Source organism: Protofrankia sp. Cas3 (genome assembly GCF_963555955.1).
GTDB lineage: Bacteria > Actinomycetota > Actinomycetes > Frankiales > Frankiaceae > Protofrankia.
Genome location: NZ_CAUVXP010000051.1, coordinates 1 through 23,875 on the forward strand (window position 1 = coordinate 1; position 23,875 = coordinate 23,875).

Genomic DNA, 23,875 nt, shown 5'->3' on the forward strand with positions numbered 1-23,875 from the left:
GTTCGTCACCGACGACCGACGGCGCGAGGGGAGAACGGGTGGCAGAGACGTTCGAGGGCTACTGCGTCAAGTGCAAGGACAAGCGGCACTACCAGGGCGAAGTGCGGGTCAGTGAGTCCGGGCGCCGGATGGCGCGGGGCACCTGCCCGGTCTGCGGCACCACGATCAACAGGATCCTCGGCAAGGCCTGAAGCACATAGCTCTGACGCACACAGGACACATGTCGCAGGGCTCCCGCCCGGACCCCGGAACCCGGAGTCCGGGCGGGCCTGACTTCTCCAGCCGGCGGCCTGGGGACCTGGTGACCCGGGCTGCCGGCCGGCTCGGCCCTTGGACCGACGGTCGTCCACAGGCGCCGTCCGGAATTTCGACTAAATACGACCGTTATCCACAGATGGGTCGATATCGGTATACAACGGCGACCGGCATGAGACTGTCAGGGCACGAGCTAGTCGCCTTCTGCCGAGGAGGACGCGGTGCGCCCCATCCTCAAGCCCGGCCTACGCCGGCTCTGGCGTGACGGGTCCACCCTGCAAATAGGCGTCGACCCGGTGCGGGCGATCGTCCTCGGCGGGCTCACCGCTCGGGACGCCTCCGTGCTCGACATGCTCGACGGCACCCGATCGCGTGAGCAGGTGCTGAGCTCCCTCGACGCGGCCCGACGCGAACTCGTGGTCCTGTTGGAGGACACCGGCATGATCGAGGATGCGGCTCCCGCCGACCGCTCGCCACTGTCGATGTTGGACCACGAACGGCTGGTGCCGGACCTTGCGTCGATCTCCTTGGGCTCAACCGACCCGACCCATGTCCATCGGATGCTGCGGGCCCGACGCCACGCGCGGATCCAGGTCCGCGGTGCGGGCCGGGTCGGCGCGCAGGTGGCGACCTTGTTGGCCGCGGCCGGGATCGGCCATGTGGTCGTCGACGACACCGGGGTGACCAGGCCCGCCGATGTCGCGCCGGGCGGTGTTCGTCTCGATGACGTCGGCCGCCCGCGCTCGACGGCGACAGCCTCGGCGATCGCCCGGGTCGCGCGGCCCCTGGCATCCCGCGAAACCCGGCACCGGGCCGGCGCACCGTTCCGTCCCGATCTCGTTGTGATCACTCCGGCCGGAATTCCCGTCGTCCACCCGCACGAATCCCTTGAGTTGGAACGCACCGGCATCCCGCACCTGCTCGCCGGCATTCGCGAGACCACCGCAGTGATCGGGCCGCTGGTCCTGCCCGGCATGACCTCGTGCCTGCACTGCCAGCATCTGCACCGCGGCGCGGCCGAGCCCGCGTGGCCGCTGCTGGCCCTGCAGATGTCGCGCCGTCCGGACAGCGGCGTCGACGCGTGCGATGTGATGCTCGCCACTGTCGCTGCGGGTCTGACAGCGATGCAGGCCCTCTCCCTGGTGGAGTCCGGTGGTTGCGACCGGCGGCGCGACGGACCTCACGACGAGGGCTCCAGCCAGGAGTGGGGGCAGCCGCACCGGCTGACCGCCGGCGATCTGCCAACCATCGACGGAACCCTGGAAATGGCCGCGTCCGAGCTCCGGGTTCGACGCCGGTCATGGTCGGTGCATCCTTCGTGCCCCTGTCGAAGCGCTCGATTACTTACAGCCACGAATGTCGACGAGGTAATCAACCAACCCACAACCCGGTACACGACCCCTGATCGGGTGGACCGACCGACGTCGCCACCCCCACCCGGTTGAACATGTCCATTACAAAGAGTAGGAATGATGACCTGGATCACAGTCCCGCCTGCCTCCTGGCGGCAGAACAGGCACGATGGGGTTGTGTCCGAAATCCCAAAACGTGCGATCGTCAGAACCGCCAAGCTGGCGAGTCTTCCGCTGGGCATCGCCGGACGGGCCACAGTCGGTATGGGTAGGCGACTCGGTGGACGTCCCGCCGAGATCGTCGCCTCGGAGCTCCAGCAGCGCACAGCCGAGCAGATCTTCCGTGTTCTCGGTGAGCTCAAGGGCGGCGCGATGAAGCTCGGACAGGCCCTGTCGGTCTTCGAAGCGGCGCTCCCCGAGGATGTGGCCCGGCCGTACCGGATGGCCCTGACGAAGCTGCAGGAGGCGGCGCCGCCCCTACCGGCGGCGTCGGTCCACCGCGTGCTGGCGGACGATCTGGGCCCGGACTGGCGGGCGAGGTTTCGCGACTTCGACGACACGCCGGCGGCCGCGGCGAGCATCGGCCAGGTTCACCGGGCGGTGTGGGCGGATGGACGCGACGTCGCCGTCAAGATCCAGTATCCCGGAGCGGGGCCGGCGTTGCTCGCAGACCTCACCCAGCTCGCACGCGCGGCCCGGTTGTTCGGTGCGCTGACCCCCGGGCTGGACATCAAACCGCTGGTCGCCGAGCTGAAGGCACGCATCGTCGAGGAACTGGACTACCGCCTGGAGGCGGCGTGGCAGACAGCCTTCGCCGAAGCGTTCGACGGCGACCCCGACATCTGCGTGCCCAGGGCCATCGCGGGCACCAACCACGTCCTGGTATCCGAGTGGATCGACGGCAGACCCCTGTCAAAGATCATAAATGAGGGCACGCCCGCCGAACGCGACCGGGCCGGGCTGCTGCTCGTACGGTTCCTGTACTCCTGCCCCGGACGGGTCGGGCTCCTGCACGCGGACCCGCATCCGGGCAACTTCCGGCTGCTGGCGGATGGCCGGCTCGGCATCCTCGACTTCGGCGCGGTCAGTCGGCTTCCCGACGGGCTGCCCGAACCCGTCGGCCGGCTCTGCCGGCTGGCCCTGCACGGCGATGCCGACGCCGTCATGGCAGGTCTGCGGGCCGAGGGTTTCATCCTGTCGGCGGCCAAGATCAACGCAGCGGACCTCCTCGGGTACCTCGCGCCGCTCCTCGGTCCTGTCGCCACGGAGGAGTTCCGCTTCTCCCGTGACTGGCTGCGAGCGGAGGCCGTCCGCCTGGGCGACCCCCGCTCCCCCGCGGCCCAGCTCGGTCGTCAGCTCAACTTGCCCCCGTCCTACCTGCTGATCCACCGGGTGACCCTGGGAGCGGTCGGCATCCTGTGCCAGCTCGACAGCGCGGGGGCGTTTCGCGCCGAGATGCAGCGCTGGCAACCCGGCTTCGCCTCGCCGGGGTCGGCGGCGGCCGAACACGCCGCCTGGGCGAACCGGCCCGGACGCGGGCTACCGGCACTCGCCGTCGAAATGGATCAATCTGGTCTCCGGCCGCTGCCGCTGCCACTACAGCTGCCGCTGGCGACGCCGCTGGCGACGCCGCTCGTGCCGGAACAACCCAGCCAGCCGAAGCGGACGAGAAAGGACAGGCAGCCGCAGCCGCCGGTGCCGCCTCGGCCGCGTGACGCCACCGACAAACAGGATGCCCCCGACGTCACGACACCCGGTCCTGTTACACCCGGTACGGCCACGCCCGGTACAGTCACGCCCGGTACAGTCACGCCCAGTGATGGCAGTTCTGGTGCGTGCGCTCCCCCCGGAACGGCGGTCGAAAGCGCCTGAGCATGCACCGGATTACGCCGCGTCAACCTGCCTGTCTTTGCTTGCCCTCAAACATTTCCCGGAGTTAATGTTCTCTATCCTCTACCCAATGTTTACGATCCGTAAATCTGGGTGAACGTTGTGTAGAAGCAGATGGCCGCATACTGGGGGTAACGCGATGCACGCAACCGATCTGTTGGCAGCACGACATCCTCGCGTCTTTCCCATCACCCTGGGGGAAATCGCTGCCGCCCACCCTGCGGTGAGCGACTCGTCACCGCTTGCCGGCTACGGTAACTGCACGGCCTGTCCATGCCCGGGTTTCACCGGAAGCACCTACACCTGCGACCGCGGCGGCTGCGGCCACCACTACGACTCGCACTGGTAGAGATCGCCGGGGCGCTGGTCACATGACCATGTGCGACCATCGAACGACGACACGAGCCCGCCATGATCCTACCCATCCAGGATACTCTCATCGATGAGAGTATCCTGGATGAGAGTATGATCGAGGCAGGTTGGCATGGCCGAGTTCATCGGACGGGAACGCGAGCTGGCGACGCTTGACCGACTGTTGCAGCGGGTCAGGACCGGCGGCCGGGCGGGTCGTCCTGGTCGGGCTGTCCTGATGCGCGGACGCCGCCGCGTCGGCAAGTCACGATTGGCCGAGGAGTTCGTCGACCGCGCGGGCGTGCCATACCTGTTCTTCACCGCGTCGGCACAGCCGGGCATGGCGATAGATCTCCGCCTGTTCACCGAGGCGGCCGCAAGCTCGGATCTTCCAGACGCCGGCCTGTTCCATGAGCAGAAACCCGGATCCTGGGATGCGGCGCTGCGGCTGCTGGCCGGTGCGCTGCCCGCGGACCAACCCAGCGTGGTGATCCTGGACGAGATGCCGTACCTCATCGCCAACGACCCCGGTTTCGAGGGGACCCTGCAGAAGCTGTTCGATCGCGAGCTGTCCCGGCGACCGGTCCTTCTGCTGTGCATCGGCTCGGACCTGGCGATGATGGAGGCGCTCAATTCCTACGGCCGGCCGTTTCACCAACGCGCCGGCGAGATGGTGATCCCGCCGCTGAACCCGGCCGACGTGTCCACGATGGTGGATCTGAGTTCTGCCGATGCCTTCGACGCCTACCTGGTGACCGGTGGGCTGCCGCTGATCCTGGACGAGTGGCCCGGCGGCGCCTCAGTTCACGACTATCTGCGGGAGGCGGTCGACGATCCCACCTCCGCTCTGCTGGTCAGCGCCGAACGTGCGCTGGCCGCCGAGTTTCCCGTCGAGGCGCAGGCCCGCGGGGTCCTTGGTGCCATCGGGTCCGGGGAACGGGCCTTCTCGCTTATCGGACGGGCCGCCGGCGGGATCGCGCAGGGCTCCCTGAGCCGCGCGTTGCAGCTGTTGACTGCGAAACGTCTGGTGACCGCCATGGTTCCGCTGTCAACCCGACCCTCCCGCGAAACCCGGTATCTGATCGCCGACCCCTATCTTCGATTCTGGCTGACATTCCTCGGCCCGTACCTCCATGAAATCGAGCGGGGCCGCGGCGACCTGGTTCTCACCAGGATCGAATCCTCCTGGGCCACCTGGCGAGGACGGGCGATCGAGCCGGTGATCAGGGATGCGCTGCACCGGCTTCCCGCGGGGGTCCTACCGGACGAGACGAACGTCATCGGCGGCTACTGGACCCGTACCAACGACCCGGAAATCGACATCGTCGGCGCGGACCGGGAACCGATCGCCAAAAAGATCACCATGGTCGGATCGATCAAATGGCAGAACAACCATGCCTTTGACGTGCACGACCTCGCCCGGCTCGCCCACCACCGGTCGCAGCTTCCCGGCGCCGACGACTCGACCCCCCTGCTCGCGGTGACCCGTACCAACACGTCGACGGCCGGCATCCTCGCCCTCGGCCCGAACGACCTGCTCACCGCCTGGCGCCCCTGAAGCACGCGCCAATTCAGGACACGCCCCAGCCCCGCTCCTTGATCCACATCCCTGTTGCCGGCCGCTCTTTGGGAACGATGTGAATCTGGTGTTGTGGCAGGAGCATCAGATTCACATCGTTCTTTGTCATAGATACCGGCATGATCGGTACAGTACGGGTTGGCCCTCAGCGACTGGAGTCGATCAGGTCGCGGTCGGGCGGCGCTGCGTGATCGGTGGGGCCACGCCGGCCGGCACGCACCCCCCGGATCCCGAGCCAGCCGACGGCGGTGCCGATCGTGAGCGAGACGGTGGTGAGCACCAGATGCACCAGGAAGAACCCGGTCGGACCATCGCTCCAGGACCGGGCGTCGGCCCAGATGTTCTTCAGGAACGTCGGCCAGATCACCCACGACCAGACACCCACCGCGACCAGGAACCAGGCAGCCTTCTTCGACAGCGTCACCCACCCAGCTTCGCACCGCGCTGTGGCGCCGGCTCCACCCGGACCGGCCAGCCGGACGGATCACCACGGCGGCACGAGCTCGTGACAAGTTCAGAGCTACTTCAGATATCATGACGTGCATGGCAGCGTCAGCAGCGCGCGTCTCCTTCCCCTACAGTGATCTTCTCCGGCAGCCCAAGCGCGTCCTCGCCTACCTCGATGAAGGCACCGTCGTCGAACTGGCCCGGCGCGACGGCCCGAACCTGCGGGTCGAACTGGCAGACCGTGCCGCCGACGTCGAGGAGGCGCTTGCGCTGACCGCCCGCATCCTCAGACAGACCCTCCACGACGATACGACCCGCCCTGTCCTCGAGGCCGTGATCACTGAGGTCTTCCCGTGGATTGAACTGCTTCCCGTCGACGAGCAGGCGGAGTGCATCAGCACGCTCCTGCGCCGGCTGCAGGCAAGCGCCGAAGCCGGCGTCCTGGCGCCCTTCACCCAGCTCGCGCATGAGTGGAAGCAGACCGCCGCGATCCACGCGGATCCCGCCCTCACCGCAGACCTCAGCCGGCCGCTGCCCGGCGACGGCCGCGTCCTCCATCGACCTTCATGACTGGACGTGGCGAGCGGATCCCTCGTCCCCCTGACCCGGATAAGTGGGACATTTTCGCAGCCAGCAATGACGCAGGCAAGGGCTGGGACGAACTCTGCCGAACCCATTCGGCTGCCGCCCGAACCGCCTTCGATGCGTTACAGACTGATCCGCGACATAGAACACAACGCCAGCACCCGCTACAAGGTGCCCTCGGCAAAAAGTCGATCGGTGGGCGCGAGCTCCCGCAATGGCAGTACGAAGCTAGCGGCGGCGGACGTGTCTGGTACTGCATCGACGACGAGAAACAACGCATCTGGATCACTCGTGCTGGTGCAGGCCATCCAAAAGCAACCGAATAGCGGTTCTGCGTGCTCCACTCGACCCGCCATTGCTCGGCGTGTCCGTGGCCGGGGTGGCCAGGCGCGCATTGCTACGACCGTTTGAACCCGCCGTGCTTTACCACCGCGCCCAGCTCCGCAAGCTGGCGGTGTTGGTCCGCAGTAAGATCAATATCATCCAGAATAACGATCTTCATTGCTACCAGCTTCCAGTCCCGACAGTTCAGCCAGTAGGCCAAATGGCGCACGATCATAGATCTTCTCGCACCCGCTGACCTCCAGGGTCGCTGGAACCCAATCACTACCGTAGTGCACCGAATCCTCCACCCGTTCCGGCGATGATGCGCAACGCCGGAACGTGGATGTGGCACTGGCAGACCTCGTCGTCGAAGACGAGCCAGCACGCGGTCTGCTTATGATCGGTCGGCCGTCTTCTACACGGGCCCCGTAGCGTCGGTGTCGGCGTGGGTGCCGAGGTAGATGAAGCCGTAGGCCTCGTCGCGAAAGGGGATTCCGGCGGCCCGCAGGGCATCGTCCCAGTCGCCGGTGCACGCGGGGTCCGCGCCTTCGCTGCCGTGGTCGGCGGTCAGCACGATGGCGGTGTCGTCGGTGAGTCCGCGCTCCTCGAGCAGGTCGAGGAAAACCCCCAGGCGCCGGTCCGCGTCGACCATCGATGCGCGGGCCTGCGGTGAGTACGGCCCGCCGCCGTGGTGTGCGGTGTCGGTCACCGTCGTGTTCCACCACATGAACGCGGGCGGCTGCGCGTCCCCATCCCACAACTGGGCGACCTGCGTGAGGCCGAGCGCGTCCACCTGGGTCGACCAGGCGTAGTCCGAATCGGCCGCAACCCATTGAGCGGTCGCGTGCGGGTCGTCCTGCGCCGAGGGCAGATGCTCACCCAGGCCGCTGGCGCCGTCGCCGCCGCTCATCGAACGGACCAGCGCAAAGGTCGAATACGTCGCGCCCCGGTCGACCGGTTCGTTGACGCACGCCGTCGACACACCGGGCCGCGCCGCCGCGATCACCTCAAAAACCGTCCGAACGCCGTCCCGGAGCTGATCACATGCCACATGCCAGGTGGACGAGTCGTTGGCGATGACCCGACGCCCGGTCTCCCGGTCGAAGTAGACGTTGTTCAGGATGCCGTGCCGCCCCGGGCCGACCCCGGTCAGCGCCGAGGTGTGGTTGGTCAGGGTGACGCTCGGGAACTCCGCGATGGCACCGCCGGTCAGGGCGCAGCCCCGCGCCAGCAGCCGGGCAACCGCCGGCAGCTCACCGGTGACGGCCATGTTCAGCAGGTCGTTACAGTTCGCGCCGTCCCAGAGCAGGCCGACGACGTGGCGGGCGCCCGGCGCACACAGGTCCGCGAGCGGTCGGCCGTCAAGGTCAGCGGCAGCGGCAGCGGCAGCGGCAGCGGCAGCGGCGACATCGGGGCCTCCCTGCGGACCCGCCATCAAGGCCCCAGCCAGCAGTGCCAGGGTCGGCGCGACGTCGACGATGCGGGCCGAGCGGTCGAGCATGCCCCGCTCACCGATCCCGGCCCCGGACAGCACCAGCGGCGCCCGGGACTGACCCGCGTCCAGCGACCCGTGCTCACCCAGGTGCCCGCCGCGCTCCGGCCAGTGATGCGCCGCACTGTGGACGACCACGATGTCCGGTGACCGGTGCGGATCGGCAAAGACCGAGGCGAGCCGTACCCCGGCGAGCGGGTAGGAGTTGCGGTCGTTCGGCGGTGACGGATCATCCAGCGCCACGTCCAGCGGAACGCCGTGCATCGGATCCTGCACGGCCACGGGATCATGCCCGTGCAGCACCTGCCAGCGGCCGGCCGGGTCGGCGAGTGCCACTCTGGAGGCGCCGTCGACGTTGGCGACATTGAGCCAACCATCGCGGACCCATGCCACGAGGTCCACGACAGCGGCCAGGTCCGGATTCGTCAGGACGGTGACCGCGGCCGACAGGATGTCACCCTCAGGCCCGGTGTGAACCTGGTTGTCCGCGATCAGGACTGCGTCACGGGCACCGACCTGGACCGGAAACGTGCGCTGGCTGCTGGGCACGATCGGACCCTACCGGCACCCCATGGACCACCGGTCGACGTACGGATCAACATCTTCAGATCGCCATACGAACAATCCGCTGGGTTTCACCACGTTTCCTCATCGCGTAACGCCTCGAGCGCCTTACCGAGCTGATCGGTGCCGTCGCTCGGACGCATTCCCGGCCGATATCCGGGTCGTACCGCCAACCGGGCCCGACCGGACTCGACCAGCTGCATCATGATCGGGGTCGGAGTCCGGTCCTCGACGGGCACGATTCGAGCGATCAACCGGCGGGGCGTGTGGCTCACGTCAGGCTGCGATGGTCTTGCGGGGTCGACCGCGGGGCCGCTTGCGGGGGACGACCGCGCCCGTGACGACGAGCTCACCGCCCCAGACACCCCAGGGCTCGCAGCGGTCAAGGGCGGCCACCAGGCAGGCGTGGCGCAGGGGGCAGTCACGGCAGACCGCCTTCGCCGCTTCGACGTCCTCGGGGGACTCGGCGAAGAACAGATCCGGGTCAACGTCCCAGCAGGGCAGCGCCAGCCGGTCCCGCTCGATCCGGGCGATGGTCAAGGGGTCGAACACCGGGGTCACCTCCGACCTTCAGTCAGGAATCGGTCACGGAATATTCGGTCAGGTCCGGTCGAGAAAAGATCATTCAAGTGCAGATCGGTCAGGTGAAGATCGTCAAACCTGGACCGGACGGGCGCAGAGACGACAAAGGCCGCGGTCCCGTCCGGGATCCGCGGCCTCAAGGTCGGCGCTCTGTGGCTCGTCAGGCCAGCAGCAGACCTCGGGGCGGACCCGGGACACAGAGCGTGTGCATCGCCCATGTCTGGATACGGGTTTGCGCAGCCGATGCTCGGCGCGTGGTGTCAGGTAGCCCAAACCGATCGGGTGAGCAGACGAACGCGTCGGCAATCCCAGTACCACCCACAGGGACCACCTCCATACGTTCGTATCGGCACGTTCATGTCAGCGACGGGCAGGTATTCCCGGTGCCCACTGAGCACGGTAGAAGGCGTCCTCAGCCTCGGCAACCTATTTTCTAGGTTATCACGCAGATACCCAGTGCAACTGTCCGGCTGCTCAACCGGACTACGACGAGGACGACGAGGACGACGAGGACGACGAGGACGCCGGCGCCGGCGCCGGGACGGGCTCCGGGAGCGCCCGCCCCTCGACGAGAGCCAGCACGTCCTCGCCGTAACGATCGAGCTTGGCCTGGCCGATGCCGGGAATGCTGACAAGCTCCGCGACGCCGGTGGGCCGGTGCTCTGCGATCGCCATCAGGGTCGCGTCGGTGAGCACCACGAATGCCGGCGCTCCCTGCTCCTTGGCCCGGGCCGACCGCCAGGCGCGCAGCCGGTCGAACAGCGCCTGGTCGACATCGGCGGGGCAGGTCTCACATCGGCCCATCCTGGCCGCCGGACCCGCCAACGGGCGTCCGCACACCCGGCAACGCACCGCCGAGCGGTTGCGCGACCGCTGCCCACCGGCGCCGGACTCTCCCGACGCGGCGGCACCCGTGCCCGACCGCGTCGGCCCACCCGCCGACGCCGGCGAGCGCGGCATGAGCCCGTCAAGGAAATGTGAGGGCCGCCGAGACCTACGACCGCCTTCGTTGCGGGCCAGCGCCCACGACAGCGTCAGATACTCGCGGGCCCGGGTGACGCCGACGTAGAGCAGGCGACGCTCCTCCTCGATCTGCGCAGGGGTCTGCGCATGGATGATCGGCAACGTCCCCTCGACGAGGCCGACGAGGAAGACCGCGTCCCACTCAAGACCCTTTGCCGCATGCAGGGAGGCGAGCGTCACCCCCTCGACCGTGGGGATGTGCTGGTGCGCGGCCCGGTCGGCAAGGTCCGCCACGAACCGGTCGAGGGTGGCCTCGGGATCGCCTCCGACCATGTCGTCGGCGAGGCGGGTGAGCGCGGCCAGGTTCTCCCATCGCTCCCGCTCGGCACCCGCGCCATGCGGCGGATCGTCCGAGCGCCATCCCAGCGCGGCGAAGATGTCACTGACCTGGGCGGCCAGGCCGTCGGGTCGGTCGTCCTGCGCCGAGCGCAGCGCCGCCCGCAACAATCGCACAGCCTCGGTGACCTCAGGTCGGTCGAAGAAGCGCTCACCGCCACGGACCAGATAGGGGATGCCGGCGGCGGTGATCGCGGTCTCGTACGCCTCGGACTGAGCGTTGACCCGGTACAGCACAGCCATCTCGCTGGCCGGTACGCCCGCGGCCAGCAGCGCGCGGATGCGATCGGCCACCGCGGCGGCCTCCTCGGGTTCGCTGTCGTGCTCGGTGAAGACCGGCGCCGGGCCGTCCGGGCGCTGGGCGAGGAGTTTCAGCGGCGCTGGTCGGGCCGGCCTCGCGGCTGCGCCGCCACCGGCTGCACCAGCTGTACCGGCACCAGCTGCACCAGCCCGCGCGATCAGCGCATTGGCCAGCGCGACGACCTGCGGGGTGGACCGGTAGTCACGCACGAGGCGGACCACCTGCGCGTCCGGGAATCGGCGCGGAAACTCCACCAGGTGGCGCGGGGACGCTCCGGTGAACGAGTAGATCGTCTGATTCGCGTCCCCGACCACGCAGAGGCTGTCCCGCTCGCCGAGCCAGGCATCAAGCAGCCGCTGCTGCAGCGGGTTGACGTCCTGGTACTCGTCCACGACGAAGTGCCGGTAGCGGGACCGCAGCTCGTCGGCCACCCAACGATGCTCCTCGATGACCGCGGCGGTCAGCAGGAGCAGATCGTCGAAGTCGAGCACGCCCGCGTCCCGCTTCACCGCCTCGTACGCGTCGTAGAGACCGGCGATCACATCCGCGGGATGCGTCGTCTCGCGCGCTGCGGCAGCCGCGGCGGCCGGGTAGTCCGCCGGGGTGAGCAACGTGGCCTTAGCCCACTCGATCTCGCCGGTGAGGTCCCGAAGCTCTGTCCGGCTCGGTGCGAGACGCAACCGGCTGGCGGCCCGCGCGACCAGGGCGATCTTGCTTTCCACGAGCCGGGGCAGCGCAACCCCCGCGACCTTCGGCCAGAAGTAGCCGAGTTGCCGCAACGCGGCCGCGTGGAAGGTCCGGGCCTGCACCCCGGCTGCGCCGAGTACCCGCAGCCGGCCACGCAGCTCACCCGCGGCCCGCGTGGTAAAGGTCACAGCGAGGATCTGGCCGGCCGGGATTGCCCCCGTACCGACCAGAAAGGCGATCCGATGGGTGATCGTCCGGGTCTTGCCCGTACCCGCGCCGGCCAGGACGCAGACCGGGCCGATCGGGGCGAGTACCGCGAGCCGCTGCTCGGGATCAAGTGCCTCGACCAATGCGCGAGCGTCATCCCCCACCGGCCGGGCGTGGTCGTCGATCATCGAATCAGCGACACTCACGTCGTCGACGCCCACGTCGTCGACGCCCGGAGGCACCCTCGAACCGACCATAGAAGGGACGGTAGCCGTCCCCACCGACGGGAAGCGACCCAGCCGCGCCGTGGTTATGAAGATTTGTTCCGTCATCGCCACAGAAAGGACTGTTCGTGCTGACGATCTATACGACACCATGGTGCGGCTACTGCGTCCGCCTCAAGCGGCAGCTCGACGCGGCAGGTCTTGCCCACGTCACAGTGGACATCGAAAGGAACCCTGAGGCCGAGCAGATCGTCCGCAACGCGAACAACGGCAACGCAACCGTGCCGACCGTTGTCTTCGCCGACGGCACCGTGTTGACCAACCCAAGCTTGCGCCAGGTTACCGAGAAGGTTGCTTCTGCCGCATAAGAGATACACAGAGCAACGACAGCCCGGCCATCCACGCTCGCCCGGCACCCGCGGCGCCAGATCGGGGGGCGGTGTCCGTCACTGCCCGTGAAGTTTGTGGCAGAGTTCGGGCTGTGTCGTCAGTACCTTCAGCACATATGTGGAGCGCGGTCGATGTCGCGCTGCAGGCCGCGGGTGCCGTCCACCGGATGGAAGCGACGGCGTTCGTGGTCCTGTCGGCCTCGACCGCGACCTACCAACGGACGACGGGTGCGCTCCCCGGCCTCGACGCCGGCCTGACCCTGCCCCGAAGTGAGTCGGTGGGCGCACGGGTACTCGACGGCGCGCCCACGGCCCTCACCGAGGTGAGCGATGAGCCGGCAGTTGCCGGCACGGACGAGCCGGCGCGGCTCGGCGTGCGCAGCTACGTCGCCGTCGCGGTACTGGGCGGCGACGGCCGGTTACACGGTCTGCTGGTCGGACTCGACCGGGCTCAGGTCACGCTCGCCCCATCCGCGATCATCTTGCTGCGCGGCATCGCCGACGCCGTCGGAGCCCTCATGGACGATGTCGAACACGTTTTCGAACACAGTTTCGAAGGCGGTACCGAAGGCGGTACCGTGCACCCCGAAGCGACCGAGGCCGGCACGCGAACAGCGCACGGCACACCCGCGCCGTCGGCCGCACCGGCACCGTCGGAACCCGGCGCTCCGCCGCGGCCGAGCCGGCCCGCACCGGGGCGGCCGACCCCGCCAGGTCACCGGGCACCCGCGGGCACAGCGGCAGCACGTGGCGGGCAGCCGGAGATGCGCTTGCGCCGGTCGCCGACCGGATGGATCGTCGAAGGTCCCGGCGGCGATGTGCGGCCGGTCGGCGACCTGCTGTCCGCGATGGTCCTCGCCGATCTGCTCGCCGAGGACCTCGCCCCGCCCGGCCGGCCCCGACGGCCCGATCATGATCTGACCGAGGTCGAACAGCTGCGGCTGTCGGTCGTCCAGCTCGAGCACGCGCTGGCCTCGCGGGTCATCGTCGAACAGGCGATCGGCGTACTGGCGGAACGACACCACATCCGGCCGCGGGAGGCGTTCGAGCGGCTCCGGCGAACCGCCCGCGGGATGGGACGACGCGTGCACGACCTGGCCCGGCAGGTGATCGAGTCGGTTTCCGACCCACGGGCGGTCCTGCCCGGGGAGCTGGCCGGCAGGGGCGGCGCCAGCCCTAGACCGGCGCCGCCGCGAGCCAACCAGGCCCGCCGCTGACCGAACGGACCAGAGCCTGCCTGGTGGATACCGGTCGACGGGAACCGGTCACCCGGTCACCCGGTCACGAAACGGTCATGGTCAACCGGCCGCGACCTCGATGATCCCCCCGACCGCGGCGGAGATCTTCTCCGCATCCCCGACCAGTACGGTCACCAGCCTCGACGGCGCCAGCACCCGAGCCGAGAGCGCCAGCACGTCCGCGGGCGTCACCGCCTCGAGCGCCACAGGATGATCACGAAGGTATTCGACACCGATGCCGGCCCCGGCCAGTGCCGACAGCGTCGAGGCGAGCCCCACGGCGGTCGCTGTGGACAGCGCCAGCGTGCCGACGGCATACTGGCGGGCCGCATCGAGCTCATCGGCGGCCACGGGTAGCACAGCCATCCGGCCCAGCTCATAAAAAATCTCAAGCAGTGCCGGCCCGGTCACGTCCGTTGCCACGTCCGCGCTCACCGTGAAGCGGGAACCCGCGACCGGATAGTCGACCGAACTGCGTGGCGAGTAGGTGTAGCCCTTGTCCTCGCGGATGTTCGACACCAGGCGGGAGCTGAAATAGCCGCCGAAGACGGTGCTCGCGAGCCGCTGAGCGGCGTAGGCGGGGTCATGGCGGTCAACGGCCGGCCCGCCGATACGGATGTTCGTCTGGACCGCCCCGGGCCGATCAATGATCACAACAGGACCGCGGACCAGCGCCGGCAGCGCCGGCGTGGGATCAGCCTGTGTGCCGCTCCACCCGCCGAACGCCGCCTCGACCTGGTCGAGCGCGGCTCGCGGTTCGACATCTCCGACGAGGGTCAGGATGGCACCCGCCGGTGAGATGCGCTCGGCATGCAGGGTGCGCACCTCGGCCTCGGTCACCGCGGCGACGACCTCCGGCGCGGGTGTGTCGCCGCCATAGGGGTGGCTGCCGTACAGCCGGTGCAGCAGGCCCTCCCTGGCGATCACCGCGGGCTGGCTGCGGGCGATCGTGACTTCCTCGACGACCCGGTCCCGCTCGCCGGCAAACTCGCTCGACGGGTAGGCAGCCCCGGTGAGAACCTCGGCGATCAGATCAAGCAGAGGCACGAGATTGGTCGCGAGCGCGGAGCCCACGACCGCGAGCCGGTCGGCGTCCACACCGGTCGACAGCGCTCCACCGAGCGCCTGGACGGCCGTGGCCAGCTCGACCCGGTCCCGCAGCCCGGTGCCGGTGAACAGGGTCTCGGCGAGCAGCTCTGCGCGGGCCTGATGCGCGCTACCGCGGCCGGTGAAGGGGATGCGCAGCCGTACCTCGACCAGTGGCACGCTGGCCCGCCGCACCACCAGTACCCGCAGCCCACCCGGCAGCATCCGCTCGGCCACGGCGGGAAGCTCGGCCGCTACGGTCGGCGCCACCGGTGGGATGGGCGACGCGCCGGCGGACGGGACGGTTTCAGACGTTGTCGCGACAGTTGCGGCGGTCACCGCAGCCTCCTAGCTGGTTCGAGGGTGGGCCCGGTGTCGCGCTTGAGATCAACCCGGTTCATGACGCCGCGCCAGCGCGCAGTTCCAGCACCGCCCGGCCCTGGGCACGCAGCGCGGCCGCGGCCGCCCGGACCTCGTCCGAGGTGACCGCACCGACCAGACCGGGAAGTTCATTGATCAGTTCGGGACGACCGCGGTGCAGTTCGAAGGTGGCCATGCCCAGCGCACGCCCAAGCGCGTCGTCGGCCTCCCGCAACAGGCCCGCGACGATCCGGGACTGCACGCGGGCGAGCTCACCGCGTTCCAGGCCGTCAGTGGTGAGGCGGTCGAACTCTTCGTCCACCGCGGCGAGGATCGTCTCGGGCGTCGACTCAGCCGGATGGCGGGCCTCAAAGGTGAGCAACAGCGGATCCCGCTGGTCGAACGGGTCCCCGAAAGTGCCCAGGTAGGTGCTGACACCGATCACCGACCGGTCCTTCTGCACGAGCCGCCGCTCCAGGCGGCTCGCGTCACCGGCGGACAGGACATGGGTCAGCACGTCGTAGGCCAGGAACGTCGGCAGGTCCAGCGCCGGGTCGGGCACCCGGTAACCGACGGCGAGCGCGGGCCGCGGTGCCAGCGGGTCGGTCAGGACCGATCGCCGCTCGTCGGCACGCACCGGCTCGGCAAAGCTCGGACGGACCGGCACTGCACGGACCGGGATCTCGCCGAAGTAGCGGCCGATCATCGCCAGCGCGTTCTCGACGTCGAAATCGCCGACCACGGTGAGCACGGCGTTGCCGGGCGCGTAGTACTTGTCGAAGAAGTCCTCGGCGTCGTCCAGGCTCGCCGCCGCGAGCTCATGGAAGTCGCCGTAGCCGTTGTGGGCGTTCGGGAACGTGTCGAACGCGACCGGCGGGAGCGTGATCCACGGAAAGCCGCCGTAGGGGCGGTTCATGACGTTCACCCGGATCTCTTCCTGGACGACCGCGATCTGGTTGTCCAGGTTCTCCCGGGTGATCCGCGGAGCGCGCATCCGGTCGGCTTCCAGAAACAGGGCGCGTTCCAACGCCCCGGACGGCAGCAGCTCATAGTAGTCGGTGTGGTCCGGATGCGTGGACCCGTTGAACATGCCCCCGGCGGCCTGCACGTACTTGGGATGCTCAGCCTTCCCCACGTTCTCGCTGCCCTGGAACATCAGATGTTCGAACAGGTGCGCGAAACCGGTGCGACCTTCGGGTTCGGACCGGAAACCCACGTCGTAGTGGACGGCCACAGCGACGACCGGCGCCGTGTGATCCGGCGCCAGCACGACCCGCAGACCATTGGCGAGCGAGGTTTTCTCGACCCGGTAGGAGGGCGCCGGCAACGAAATGGCGGTCGTGTTCATCTCGGTACGAGGGGGCACGGTTGGCAACGCTACTGCGCCCGAGCCGTTCATGGTCCTGGTCTTCGATGATCCGCGCCACAAGGCCACAACCGGCGGGATCTGTTGCTCACGAGGAATACCGCAGGGACCGCCGCGGGCCTCCCGCCTCCCCTGTCCATCGATCAGCCCGGACTGATCATCGCAGATTGCGATTTCCCGCCACCACCGTGACCAGAACCGCGGCCACGGCGACCTGTAGAACGAGGGTGAGGACCCACCCGGCATCGATCCCGCTGGCAACGATCAAGCCGATCGCGGCACCGACAAGCCCGACCAGGATGGTCATCAGGCAGCCGATCGTCTGCCGGCCCGGCACGATCATGCGCGCGAGGGTGCCGATGACAATGCCGGTGACCACGGCACTGAACAAACCGGTTGGCGCGTCCACGACGCCTGATTATTCACGAAGAGCATCTGGACGCAATCCGATCCGCGACGCCTCGGCACGACGGCCCAGAAATGTACCGACACCGCGACTGCCCGGAGTAAAGTGCGGCCGATGCAAACTGTTCCGGGAGGACAGTTTCCTTCTGATCTTGCCGATGTTCTGCGGCTCGAACTCATGTCTCTTGGCGACGATCTGATCGCGGCGATAGCACGTGAGGTACCGGCATACGCGCGGCCGCTGGAGGGCTCGTTCGGCCGCGGTGTCCGCCAGGGTGTCGAGGAGGCCCTGCTTCGCTTCCTCACCGTGGTCGACACGAACTCGCCCGGCCCGCCGGACCTGGCCGCCAGCCGCGAGGTCTACGTCCGCCTCGGGCGCGGCGAGTTCCGCGCCGGCCGTTCGCTGGACACGCTGCTCGGCGCCTACCGGGTGGGCGCGCGGGTCGCCTGGCGCCGGCTCGCCGACGCGGCGCGGCGCGGCGGCCTGGACGCCGACGGGCTCGTGTCCCTGGCCGAGACGATGTTCGCATACATCGACGGAATCTCCGGCGCCACCGCCGAGGGCTACGCGCTCGCGCAGTCCCGGGCGGCCAGCGAACGCGGTCGCCTGTGGGACCGGCTCGGCGAGCTGATGCTGGCGGGCGGCAACCCGGCGACGATCGAACAGACCGCCCGGGCCGCCTCCTACCGGCTACCCGACAGCCTCGCCGCGATCATCGTGCCCGGGTCCGCCGGCACCGGCACCGGCACGGACCACGACCGGGACGGGGACGAGCGTGTGGACGACCGCATCGGATGCCTGGCCCTGCCACCGGACACCCCCCGCGCCATCAAGGGCGATGACATCTGGATATTCGTCGGCGACCCGACCGGCCCCGGCCGCCGCAAGTGGCTGGAACGGGCACTGGTAGGTCTGGGAGCCGTCGTCGGTCCAGCCGTCCCGTGGCCGGAGGCGTCCGCGAGCGCGGCCAGGGCGGCCTTCGCCCGCAACGCCCGTGACCGCGGGGAGCTGCCCGGGGTACCCGAGTGCCCCGGCGGGTCGCTGTTCACCGACGACCACCTGGCCCAGCTCCTGCTCGCCCGAGACCCGGTGCTGCTGGCCGACCTCGCTAGCCTGCGGCTGGCCCCGCTGGACGGACTTCCCGTCAGAGTCCGCGCGCGCCTGGCGGAAACCCTGCTGCTGTGGCTGCGGCTGCGGGGGCAACGCGCCCGGATCGCCGCCGAACTCCAGGTGCACCCGCAGACGATCCGCTACCGGTTGAACCAGCTACGCACGCTGTTCGGCGAGAGCCTCGACGACCCCGACGTCCGCTTCGAGCTCGAGCTCGTCCTGCGGGCCAGCCCACGCCCGCCCATGCCGACCCAGGCCGGACACCGTGACGCCCCGGTGTGACATCCGGACATGGCGGGTGATCCCGGCGGCGCCGGTCAGCTGGCCGCGCCGGTCAGCTGGCCACGGGGGCGGGCTTCGGGCCGGTGCTGCGCATGTTGACGAGCCGACCGAGGAGATCGAACCAAAACGGCGCGCCGAGCGAGAGCGCGAGCGCGGTGAGCAGCCACCCGAAAATCTTCAGCGCCCAGTCGCCCACATCACCAGGGATCCGCCGGGGATCGGAACGGTCGGAGTCGAGCCCGCTCCACCCCAGTGGGAGACGCAGCGCCGCCGCATCCCGCACGGCGTTCACGGCCCGGTTCGCGGCATCCTCGGCGCCGGCGGCCGGTGAGGTACCCACAGCGGTCGGGACGAGCTGGGCGGACGCAGCCTCGACCGCGGCCGTCCGCAACGATCGATTTTCCCACAGCGCGTTGGTGAGCGCTATCGCGTCCAGGTTCAGCGCCAGGGTGAGCAGCAACGCGTAGACGAGCAGGAACCGCTGGACGCGCCTCTTGTACCAGCCGGAAAGCCTGTCCATGGTGTCGTCGTACCATTCGGCGAGTTCAGCGATGATCCGATCACGGTCGTGGCCCGCCCGGGTGACGATGCCGGTCAGCGCCAGCCGGAGCGGGGAGTCCGCCGGCAGCTTGGCCACCTCGTCCAGAAGCGACCCGACCGGTTCCGCCGCGGCGAGTCCGACGATGGACGCGGCGATCCTGCGGCTCTCCTCGGTCGCCGCCGGGGACGCGACAAGAGCGTCGGACAGCGCCGCAGCCGTGGTGTCGGTGAGCGACTGATGCGCGTCGCGCAATGCCGTGCGGGCGGTCTCGGGGATCGTGACGTGGTCCATCCGAGCGAGCAGGACCCGCGCGGGCGGTTCGACCATGTCGAGCACGCCGCGCGCAAAGGCCGCCGACGGGATGTAGGACGGCAGGCGCATCCGGCGGGCCCGCCGCCAGGCGCTGGTCGCCACCGGCGCGGCCCCCAGGTCGGGTACGACTCCCGCGTGCCCGCCCGAACGCAGACCCCGCAGCGGGCCGTCGAGGAGCGTGGCCGTCCGGCTGGTGTCGGGGGCGGCGCTCGTGGCGTCAACGGGCCGATCACCGAAGAGGCGACGCAGCTCGGCCTCAAGCTGCCGGCCGCGGTAGCACATCAACCCGAACACAGCCTCGTTGATGCGGGAAACCGCCACGCTACCGATTGCGAACACGAGGATGAGCCCGATCGGGACGTCCACGATGGCTGAGTCCGGCACGCCTTACCCCCGGGTTTGCGCACTATCGGCATTCTGGCGTTGGGAAGACTACTGTGCCCCGGTCTGGCGTGCTGTGGTCCGGCTCCAGACAGCCGGTCGCGGGCCGGTCGCGGGCCGGAAACCGGAGGCCGGAAGGCGCCAGCTGTGGGCACAGGAAACTCACAGGAGATACCCGGCTGTGCCACAGCTGACGTCGGCACTGTGTTTGCATGAGCCCCATGGCGTTACTCCCCAACGGGCCGGGATCCCCTGGCGGGTCGGCCGGCGAGGTGCACCAGACGACGCGGCAGGCTGCCCACCAAACGGCGCAGCAGACAACGCCTCCGGCAGTGGCTCCGGGAGTGGCTCAGCCAGTGGCTCAGCCAGTGGCTCAGAGCACGCGCCAGCCGCTCCCGGCGCTGCGCCGGGTGGACGGCACCGCACTGCGGGTGCTCGTCGTGGACGACGAACCCGCGCTCTCCGAGCTGTTGTCGATGGCGCTGCGGTACGAGGGCTGGGAAGTCCGCATCGCCGGGGACGGGCTCAGCGCGGTACGCACGGCCCGGGAGTTCCGCCCCGACGCGGTGGTGTTGGACGTGATGCTGCCCGACATCGACGGCCTGGAAGTGCTACGGCGACTGCGAACGGAGGCCACCGACGTCCCGGTGCTGTTCCTGACGGCTCGGGACGCTGTGGAGGACCGCATCGCCGGGATCACCGCCGGTGGCGACGACTACGTGACCAAGCCGTTCAGCCTGGAGGAGGTCGTCGCCCGGTTGCGGGGTCTGATGCGCCGGGCCGGGGCCAGCTCCGCCCGCACATCCTCCGAGCTGGTGGTCGGTGACCTGACCCTGGACGAGGACAGCCACGAGGTCCGGCGCGGCGATGACCTGATCGAGCTCACGGCCACCGAGTTCGAGCTCCTGCGCTTCCTGATGCGTAACCCACGCCGGGTCCTGAGCAAGAGCCAGATTCTCGACCGGGTCTGGAACTACGACTTCGGCGGCCAGGCCAACGTCGTCGAGCTCTACATCTCCTACCTCCGTAAGAAGATCGACGCCGGTCGAACCCCGATGATCCACACTGTGCGCGGTGCGGGTTACGTCCTTAAGCCCGGCGAACAGTAACCATGCGTAGCCGCACCATGGGAACAACCAGCCGACGTCTCGGGTGGTCGCTGCGGACCCGCCTGGTTGTGGGCCTGGTCGGTCTGCTCGCGGCGGTATGCCTGGTGGTGGGCGTCGTCACCGAGGTGGCCCTGCACGACTTCCTGGTGGGACGCCTCGACGACCAGCTGACCGCCGCCGTCACCCGCTCCCAGGATGCCCTCGGCCAGCCTTCCGACAACCGTGCCGGGCAGCTGCGGTCATCGAACGGGGCCACGAACGGGGCCACGAACGGGGCCACGAACGGGGCCACGAACGGGGCACCGGATGGGGTACCGGGCTTTCATCCGGCTTTCCTGTTGCCGCCGGGCCAGTCCGCGGGTACCCTTGGGGCCCGGCTGACCGCCGGTGTGGTCTCGGATGCCGGGATCATCAGCGATGACGGCTCGCTTGCACCCCTGGACGCCGGGGCCGCGGCGGCCCTGACCACCGTCCCGGCCGACGAACATCCGCACACGCAGACGATCGGCGGCAACGGAGAATTCCGGCTGATCGCCCGCCAGATGCCCGACGGCGCCGTGCTCGTGACCGGCCTGCCGCTACGCCCCATCCAGGCGACCCTCTCCCAGCTGGCGGTCGTCGGAGCCGCCGTCGCCGGGATCGGACTGCTCGCCGCCGCGTTCGCCGGCACGGCCATCGTCCGCCTCACGCTTCGGCCGCTGCGACGCGTGGCGACCACCGCCAGGCGGGTCGCCCAACTGCCGTTGGACCGCGGCGAGGTCGCGCTGGCTGAGCGCGTCCCGGAGGCGGACACCGACCCACGTACCGAGGTCGGTCAGGTCGGCGCGGCGCTCAACAGCATGCTCGGCCACGTCGGCGCGGCCCTCGCGGCACGCCAGGCCAGCGAGATGAAGGTCCGTCAGTTCGTCGCGGACGCCAGCCACGAACTGCGGACCCCGCTGGCCGCCATCCGCGGATACGCCGAGCTGACCCGCCGCGGCCGCGACCGGGTGCCCCCCGACATCGCCCACGCGCTGAGCCGGGTGGAGTCCGAAGCGACCCGGATGACCAGCCTGGTCGAGGACCTGCTGCTCCTCGCGCGGCTGGACGCCGGACGTCCCCTCGACGCCGAAGCGGTCGATCTGTCCCGACTCGTCGTGGACACGGTGAGCGACGCCCACGCCGCCGGGCCCCACCACCGCTGGCAGCTCGAGCTGCCCGACGAGCCGGTGATCGTCACCGGCGACACGGCCCGCCTGCACCAGGTGCTGGCCAACCTGCTCGCCAACGCCCGCACCCACACCCCGCCCGGCACGACGGTCACCGCGAGCCTGCACGCCCGCTCCCCGGGCCTTGCCGTGCTCGACGTGCTCGACGACGGACCCGGCATCCCGCCTGATCTTCTTCCGTCCGTGTTCGAGCGGTTTGCCCGCGGCGACGGTTCCCGTTCCCGCGCCGCCGGCAGCACCGGGCTGGGCCTGGCCATCGTCAGCGCCGTCGTCACCGCTCACCACGGCACCGTGGATGTCACGAGCCGCCCTGGTCAGACGGCGTTCATCGTCCGCCTGCCGACGCACGTGCCGGCCATGGTCCCCGGGCCCGCAATGCCAGCCGGGGACGCGATGCCGACTGGGGACCCGATGCCGGGTCGCCAGCCCACGCCGCGGCTGACGTCCGCGACTGGAGCCGAGACAGGTTCACAGGAAAGGCACAGCTTCGGCACAAGGGGGCGACAGGTCCCGGACCGACTGTAGGTCCATGCCCACAGCGACCGTCACCCCGCAGGACGCACCTGGTCGGACCGCCCCGCGGGCCACCCACACGCCCGTCCCGGCCGCCCGCCGGCCCATCCTGGCAACCCACCCCGCGGCAGTGCTGGACGTGGTCATCCCCGTCTACAACGAGCAGGCCGACCTGGAGCCGTGCGTACGCCGCCTGTGCGCACACCTGACCAGGACCTTCCCGTACCCCTTTCGGATCACGATCGCCGACAACGCCAGCACGGATGCGACCCTGGCCGTGGCGGAAACGCTCCAGGCCGCCATCGCCGAGGTCACCGTCGCCCACCTTGAGCAGAAGGGCCGCGGACGCGCCCTGCACACGGTCTGGTCGGCATCCGACGCCCCGGTGCTGGCCTACATGGACGTCGACCTGTCCACGGACCTCGCGGCGCTGCTGCCGCTGGTCGCCCCGCTGATCTCCGGACACTCCGATCTCGCGATCGGAACCCGACTGGCACGTGACTCGCGGGTCATCCGCGGCGTGAAGCGGGAGGTGATCTCCCGCTGCTACAACCTCATCCTGCGCGGCACGCTCGCAGCCCGCTTCTCCGACGCCCAATGCGGGTTCAAGGCCATCCGCGCCGACGTCGCCGCGCAGCTGCTGCCCCTGATCGAGGACACCGGCTGGTTCTTCGACACCGAGCTGCTCGTCCTCGCCGAAAGGTCCGGACTGCGCATCCACGAGGTTCCGGTCGACTGGGTCGACGACCCCGACAGCCGCGTCGACATCAGGGCCACCGCCCTGGCCGATCTCAAGGGCGTCGCCCGGGTCGGACGTGCCCTGGCCACCGGAGCGCTGCCCGTGCGCGACCTGCGCCGCCAGCTCGGCCGTGCGCCGCTGGAGCCGGCCGTCCCCGGCGTACCGGTCGGTCTGCCCGGACAGCTTGTGCGGTTCACCGGCGTCGGGGTGGCGAGCACCGCGGCCTACCTGGTGCTGTACCTGCTGCTGCGGGGCACGGTGGGGGCGCAGGCCGCGAACCTGCTCGCGCTGGCGCTCACCGCGGTCGCCAACACCGCCGCGAACCGGCGGCTGACCTTCGGGGTACGCGGGCGCGCCGGCGCCGGCCGCCACCAGCTCGAAGGCCTTGTGGTCTTCGGCCTGGGGCTCGGGCTGACCAGTGGGTCACTGGCCGTGCTCAGCGCGCTGGCCAGCCACCCCGGACGGCCCCTCGAACTCGGCATCCTGATCGGCGCCAACCTCGCCGCGACGGTCCTGCGCTTCGTCCTGCTGCGCGCCTGGGTCTTCCACCCGCACCGCCGGCAGGCGTGAGCCCGGCGGGGGGCATCGGCATCCCCCCCGACATCCCCCGCCGCCCCCAGCGTCCGCGACATCCCA

The 23,875-nt window shown here is 69.6% G+C and carries 20 protein-coding genes; 11 read left to right on the plus strand and 9 right to left on the minus strand.

Going from position 1 to position 23,875, the window contains the following annotated elements:
- Positions 1–38: 38 nt before the first annotated feature.
- The 4 genes from U9983_RS11870 to U9983_RS11885 all read left to right on the plus strand — a co-directional run bounded on the left by U9983_RS11870 (position 39) and on the right by U9983_RS11885 (position 5,406).
- Positions 39–191, plus strand: coding sequence for a DUF5679 domain-containing protein (locus U9983_RS11870; RefSeq protein ID WP_322751089.1), 153 nt, complete (start codon positions 39–41; stop codon positions 189–191).
- Between the two features lie 285 nt (positions 192–476).
- Positions 477–1,700: a ThiF family adenylyltransferase gene (locus tag U9983_RS11875; protein ID WP_322754067.1), complete on the plus strand. Its 1,224-nt coding sequence runs from the start codon at positions 477–479 to the stop codon at positions 1,698–1,700.
- 84 nt (positions 1,701–1,784) lie between these two features.
- Positions 1,785–3,479, plus strand: a complete 1,695-nt coding sequence (locus tag U9983_RS11880; protein ID WP_322754068.1) for an AarF/ABC1/UbiB kinase family protein — start codon at positions 1,785–1,787, stop codon at positions 3,477–3,479.
- Positions 3,480–3,981: 502 nt separating this feature from the next.
- Positions 3,982–5,406 (plus strand): ATP-binding protein, encoded by a 1,425-nt coding sequence (locus tag U9983_RS11885; protein WP_322754069.1) that lies wholly within the window; start codon positions 3,982–3,984, stop codon positions 5,404–5,406.
- A gap of 166 nt (positions 5,407–5,572) precedes the next feature.
- On the opposite strand, the gene U9983_RS11890 is transcribed toward U9983_RS11885, so the two are convergent.
- The gene (locus U9983_RS11890; RefSeq protein WP_322754070.1) at positions 5,573–5,851 is read right to left on the minus strand and encodes an SCO4848 family membrane protein; all 279 of its coding nucleotides are present in this window, start codon (positions 5,849–5,851) and stop codon (positions 5,573–5,575) included.
- A gap of 119 nt (positions 5,852–5,970) precedes the next feature.
- Here U9983_RS11890 and U9983_RS11895 point away from each other — a divergent pair, with 119 nt between their 5' ends.
- Entirely contained in the window at positions 5,971–6,444 is a 474-nt protein-coding gene (locus U9983_RS11895; protein ID WP_322754071.1) for a hypothetical protein, read from the plus strand.
- A 754-nt stretch (positions 6,445–7,198) separates the two neighbouring features.
- Here the strand turns inward: U9983_RS11895 and U9983_RS11900 are convergent.
- The 4 genes from U9983_RS11900 to U9983_RS11915 form a co-directional block, all read right to left on the minus strand.
- On the minus strand, positions 7,199–8,770 hold the full coding sequence (locus U9983_RS11900) for an alkaline phosphatase family protein (protein ID WP_416211370.1): 1,572 nt from the start codon (positions 8,768–8,770) through the stop codon (positions 7,199–7,201).
- A gap of 140 nt (positions 8,771–8,910) precedes the next feature.
- On the minus strand, positions 8,911–9,114 hold the full coding sequence (locus U9983_RS11905) for a hypothetical protein (RefSeq protein ID WP_322754073.1): 204 nt from the start codon (positions 9,112–9,114) through the stop codon (positions 8,911–8,913).
- Between the two features lies 1 nt (position 9,115).
- A complete protein-coding gene (locus tag U9983_RS11910; protein ID WP_322754074.1) occupies positions 9,116–9,391 on the minus strand; it encodes a WhiB family transcriptional regulator in 276 nt (91 codons plus the stop codon).
- Positions 9,392–9,904: 513 nt separating this feature from the next.
- On the minus strand, positions 9,905–12,163 hold the full coding sequence (locus U9983_RS11915; RefSeq protein ID WP_322754095.1) for an ATP-dependent DNA helicase UvrD2: 2,259 nt from the start codon (positions 12,161–12,163) through the stop codon (positions 9,905–9,907).
- 164 nt (positions 12,164–12,327) lie between these two features.
- Between U9983_RS11915 and U9983_RS11920 the strand changes: the two genes are divergently transcribed.
- Both U9983_RS11920 and U9983_RS11925 read left to right on the plus strand, forming a co-directional pair.
- The gene (locus U9983_RS11920) at positions 12,328–12,567 is read left to right on the plus strand and encodes a mycoredoxin (protein ID WP_322754075.1); all 240 of its coding nucleotides are present in this window, start codon (positions 12,328–12,330) and stop codon (positions 12,565–12,567) included.
- Between the two features lie 113 nt (positions 12,568–12,680).
- A complete protein-coding gene (locus U9983_RS11925) occupies positions 12,681–13,805 on the plus strand; it encodes an ANTAR domain-containing protein (protein WP_322754076.1) in 1,125 nt (374 codons plus the stop codon).
- Positions 13,806–13,886: 81 nt separating this feature from the next.
- Here U9983_RS11925 and U9983_RS11930 read toward each other — a convergent pair whose 3' ends face one another.
- From U9983_RS11930 to U9983_RS11940, 3 genes are all read right to left on the minus strand, one after another.
- Positions 13,887–15,251: a pitrilysin family protein gene (locus U9983_RS11930; RefSeq protein WP_322754077.1), complete on the minus strand. Its 1,365-nt coding sequence runs from the start codon at positions 15,249–15,251 to the stop codon at positions 13,887–13,889.
- Between the two features lie 58 nt (positions 15,252–15,309).
- Positions 15,310–16,620, minus strand: coding sequence for a pitrilysin family protein (locus U9983_RS11935; RefSeq protein WP_322754078.1), 1,311 nt, complete (start codon positions 16,618–16,620; stop codon positions 15,310–15,312).
- A 175-nt stretch (positions 16,621–16,795) separates the two neighbouring features.
- Positions 16,796–17,047, minus strand: a complete 252-nt coding sequence (locus U9983_RS11940) for a GlsB/YeaQ/YmgE family stress response membrane protein (RefSeq protein ID WP_322754079.1) — start codon at positions 17,045–17,047, stop codon at positions 16,796–16,798.
- A 111-nt stretch (positions 17,048–17,158) separates the two neighbouring features.
- Between U9983_RS11940 and U9983_RS11945 the strand changes: the two genes are divergently transcribed.
- Complete coding sequence (locus tag U9983_RS11945) at positions 17,159–18,436, plus strand: helix-turn-helix domain-containing protein (protein WP_322754080.1); 1,278 nt, start codon at positions 17,159–17,161, stop codon at positions 18,434–18,436.
- Between the two features lie 52 nt (positions 18,437–18,488).
- On the opposite strand, the gene U9983_RS11950 is transcribed toward U9983_RS11945, so the two are convergent.
- Complete coding sequence (locus tag U9983_RS11950; RefSeq protein WP_322754081.1) at positions 18,489–19,673, minus strand: hypothetical protein; 1,185 nt, start codon at positions 19,671–19,673, stop codon at positions 18,489–18,491.
- A 365-nt stretch (positions 19,674–20,038) separates the two neighbouring features.
- Here U9983_RS11950 and U9983_RS11955 point away from each other — a divergent pair, with 365 nt between their 5' ends.
- Genes U9983_RS11955 through U9983_RS11965 form a run of 3 tightly spaced genes read left to right on the plus strand, consistent with a single transcriptional unit; the run spans position 20,039 to position 23,809 of the window.
- Positions 20,039–20,779, plus strand: a complete 741-nt coding sequence (locus tag U9983_RS11955; protein WP_322754082.1) for a response regulator transcription factor — start codon at positions 20,039–20,041, stop codon at positions 20,777–20,779.
- 2 nt (positions 20,780–20,781) lie between these two features.
- Entirely contained in the window at positions 20,782–22,512 is a 1,731-nt protein-coding gene (locus U9983_RS11960) for a sensor histidine kinase (protein ID WP_322754083.1), read from the plus strand.
- A 4-nt stretch (positions 22,513–22,516) separates the two neighbouring features.
- Positions 22,517–23,809 carry a glycosyltransferase gene (locus tag U9983_RS11965; protein ID WP_322754084.1) on the plus strand — a complete coding sequence of 431 codons (1,293 nt, stop codon included), beginning with the start codon at positions 22,517–22,519 and terminating at the stop codon, positions 23,807–23,809.
- The last annotated feature ends 66 nt before the right edge of the window (positions 23,810–23,875 follow it).

What these genes read in the sequence shown, in the direction of transcription:
- U9983_RS11960 (WP_322754083.1), top strand. Translation starts at nt 20,782, where the DNA reads ATGCGTAGCCGCACCATGGGAACAACCAGCCGACGTCTCGGGTGGTCG.
- U9983_RS11965 (WP_322754084.1), top strand. Translation starts at nt 22,517, where the DNA reads ATGCCCACAGCGACCGTCACCCCGCAGGACGCACCTGGTCGGACCGCC.
- U9983_RS11915 (WP_322754095.1), bottom strand. Translation starts at nt 12,163, where the DNA reads ATGATCGACGACCACGCCCGGCCGGTGGGGGATGACGCTCGCGCATTG.
- U9983_RS11935 (WP_322754078.1), bottom strand. Translation starts at nt 16,620, where the DNA reads ATGAACACGACCGCCATTTCGTTGCCGGCGCCCTCCTACCGGGTCGAG.
- U9983_RS11945 (WP_322754080.1), top strand. Translation starts at nt 17,159, where the DNA reads ATGCAAACTGTTCCGGGAGGACAGTTTCCTTCTGATCTTGCCGATGTT.
- U9983_RS11885 (WP_322754069.1), top strand. Translation starts at nt 3,982, where the DNA reads ATGGCCGAGTTCATCGGACGGGAACGCGAGCTGGCGACGCTTGACCGA.
- U9983_RS11895 (WP_322754071.1), top strand. Translation starts at nt 5,971, where the DNA reads ATGGCAGCGTCAGCAGCGCGCGTCTCCTTCCCCTACAGTGATCTTCTC.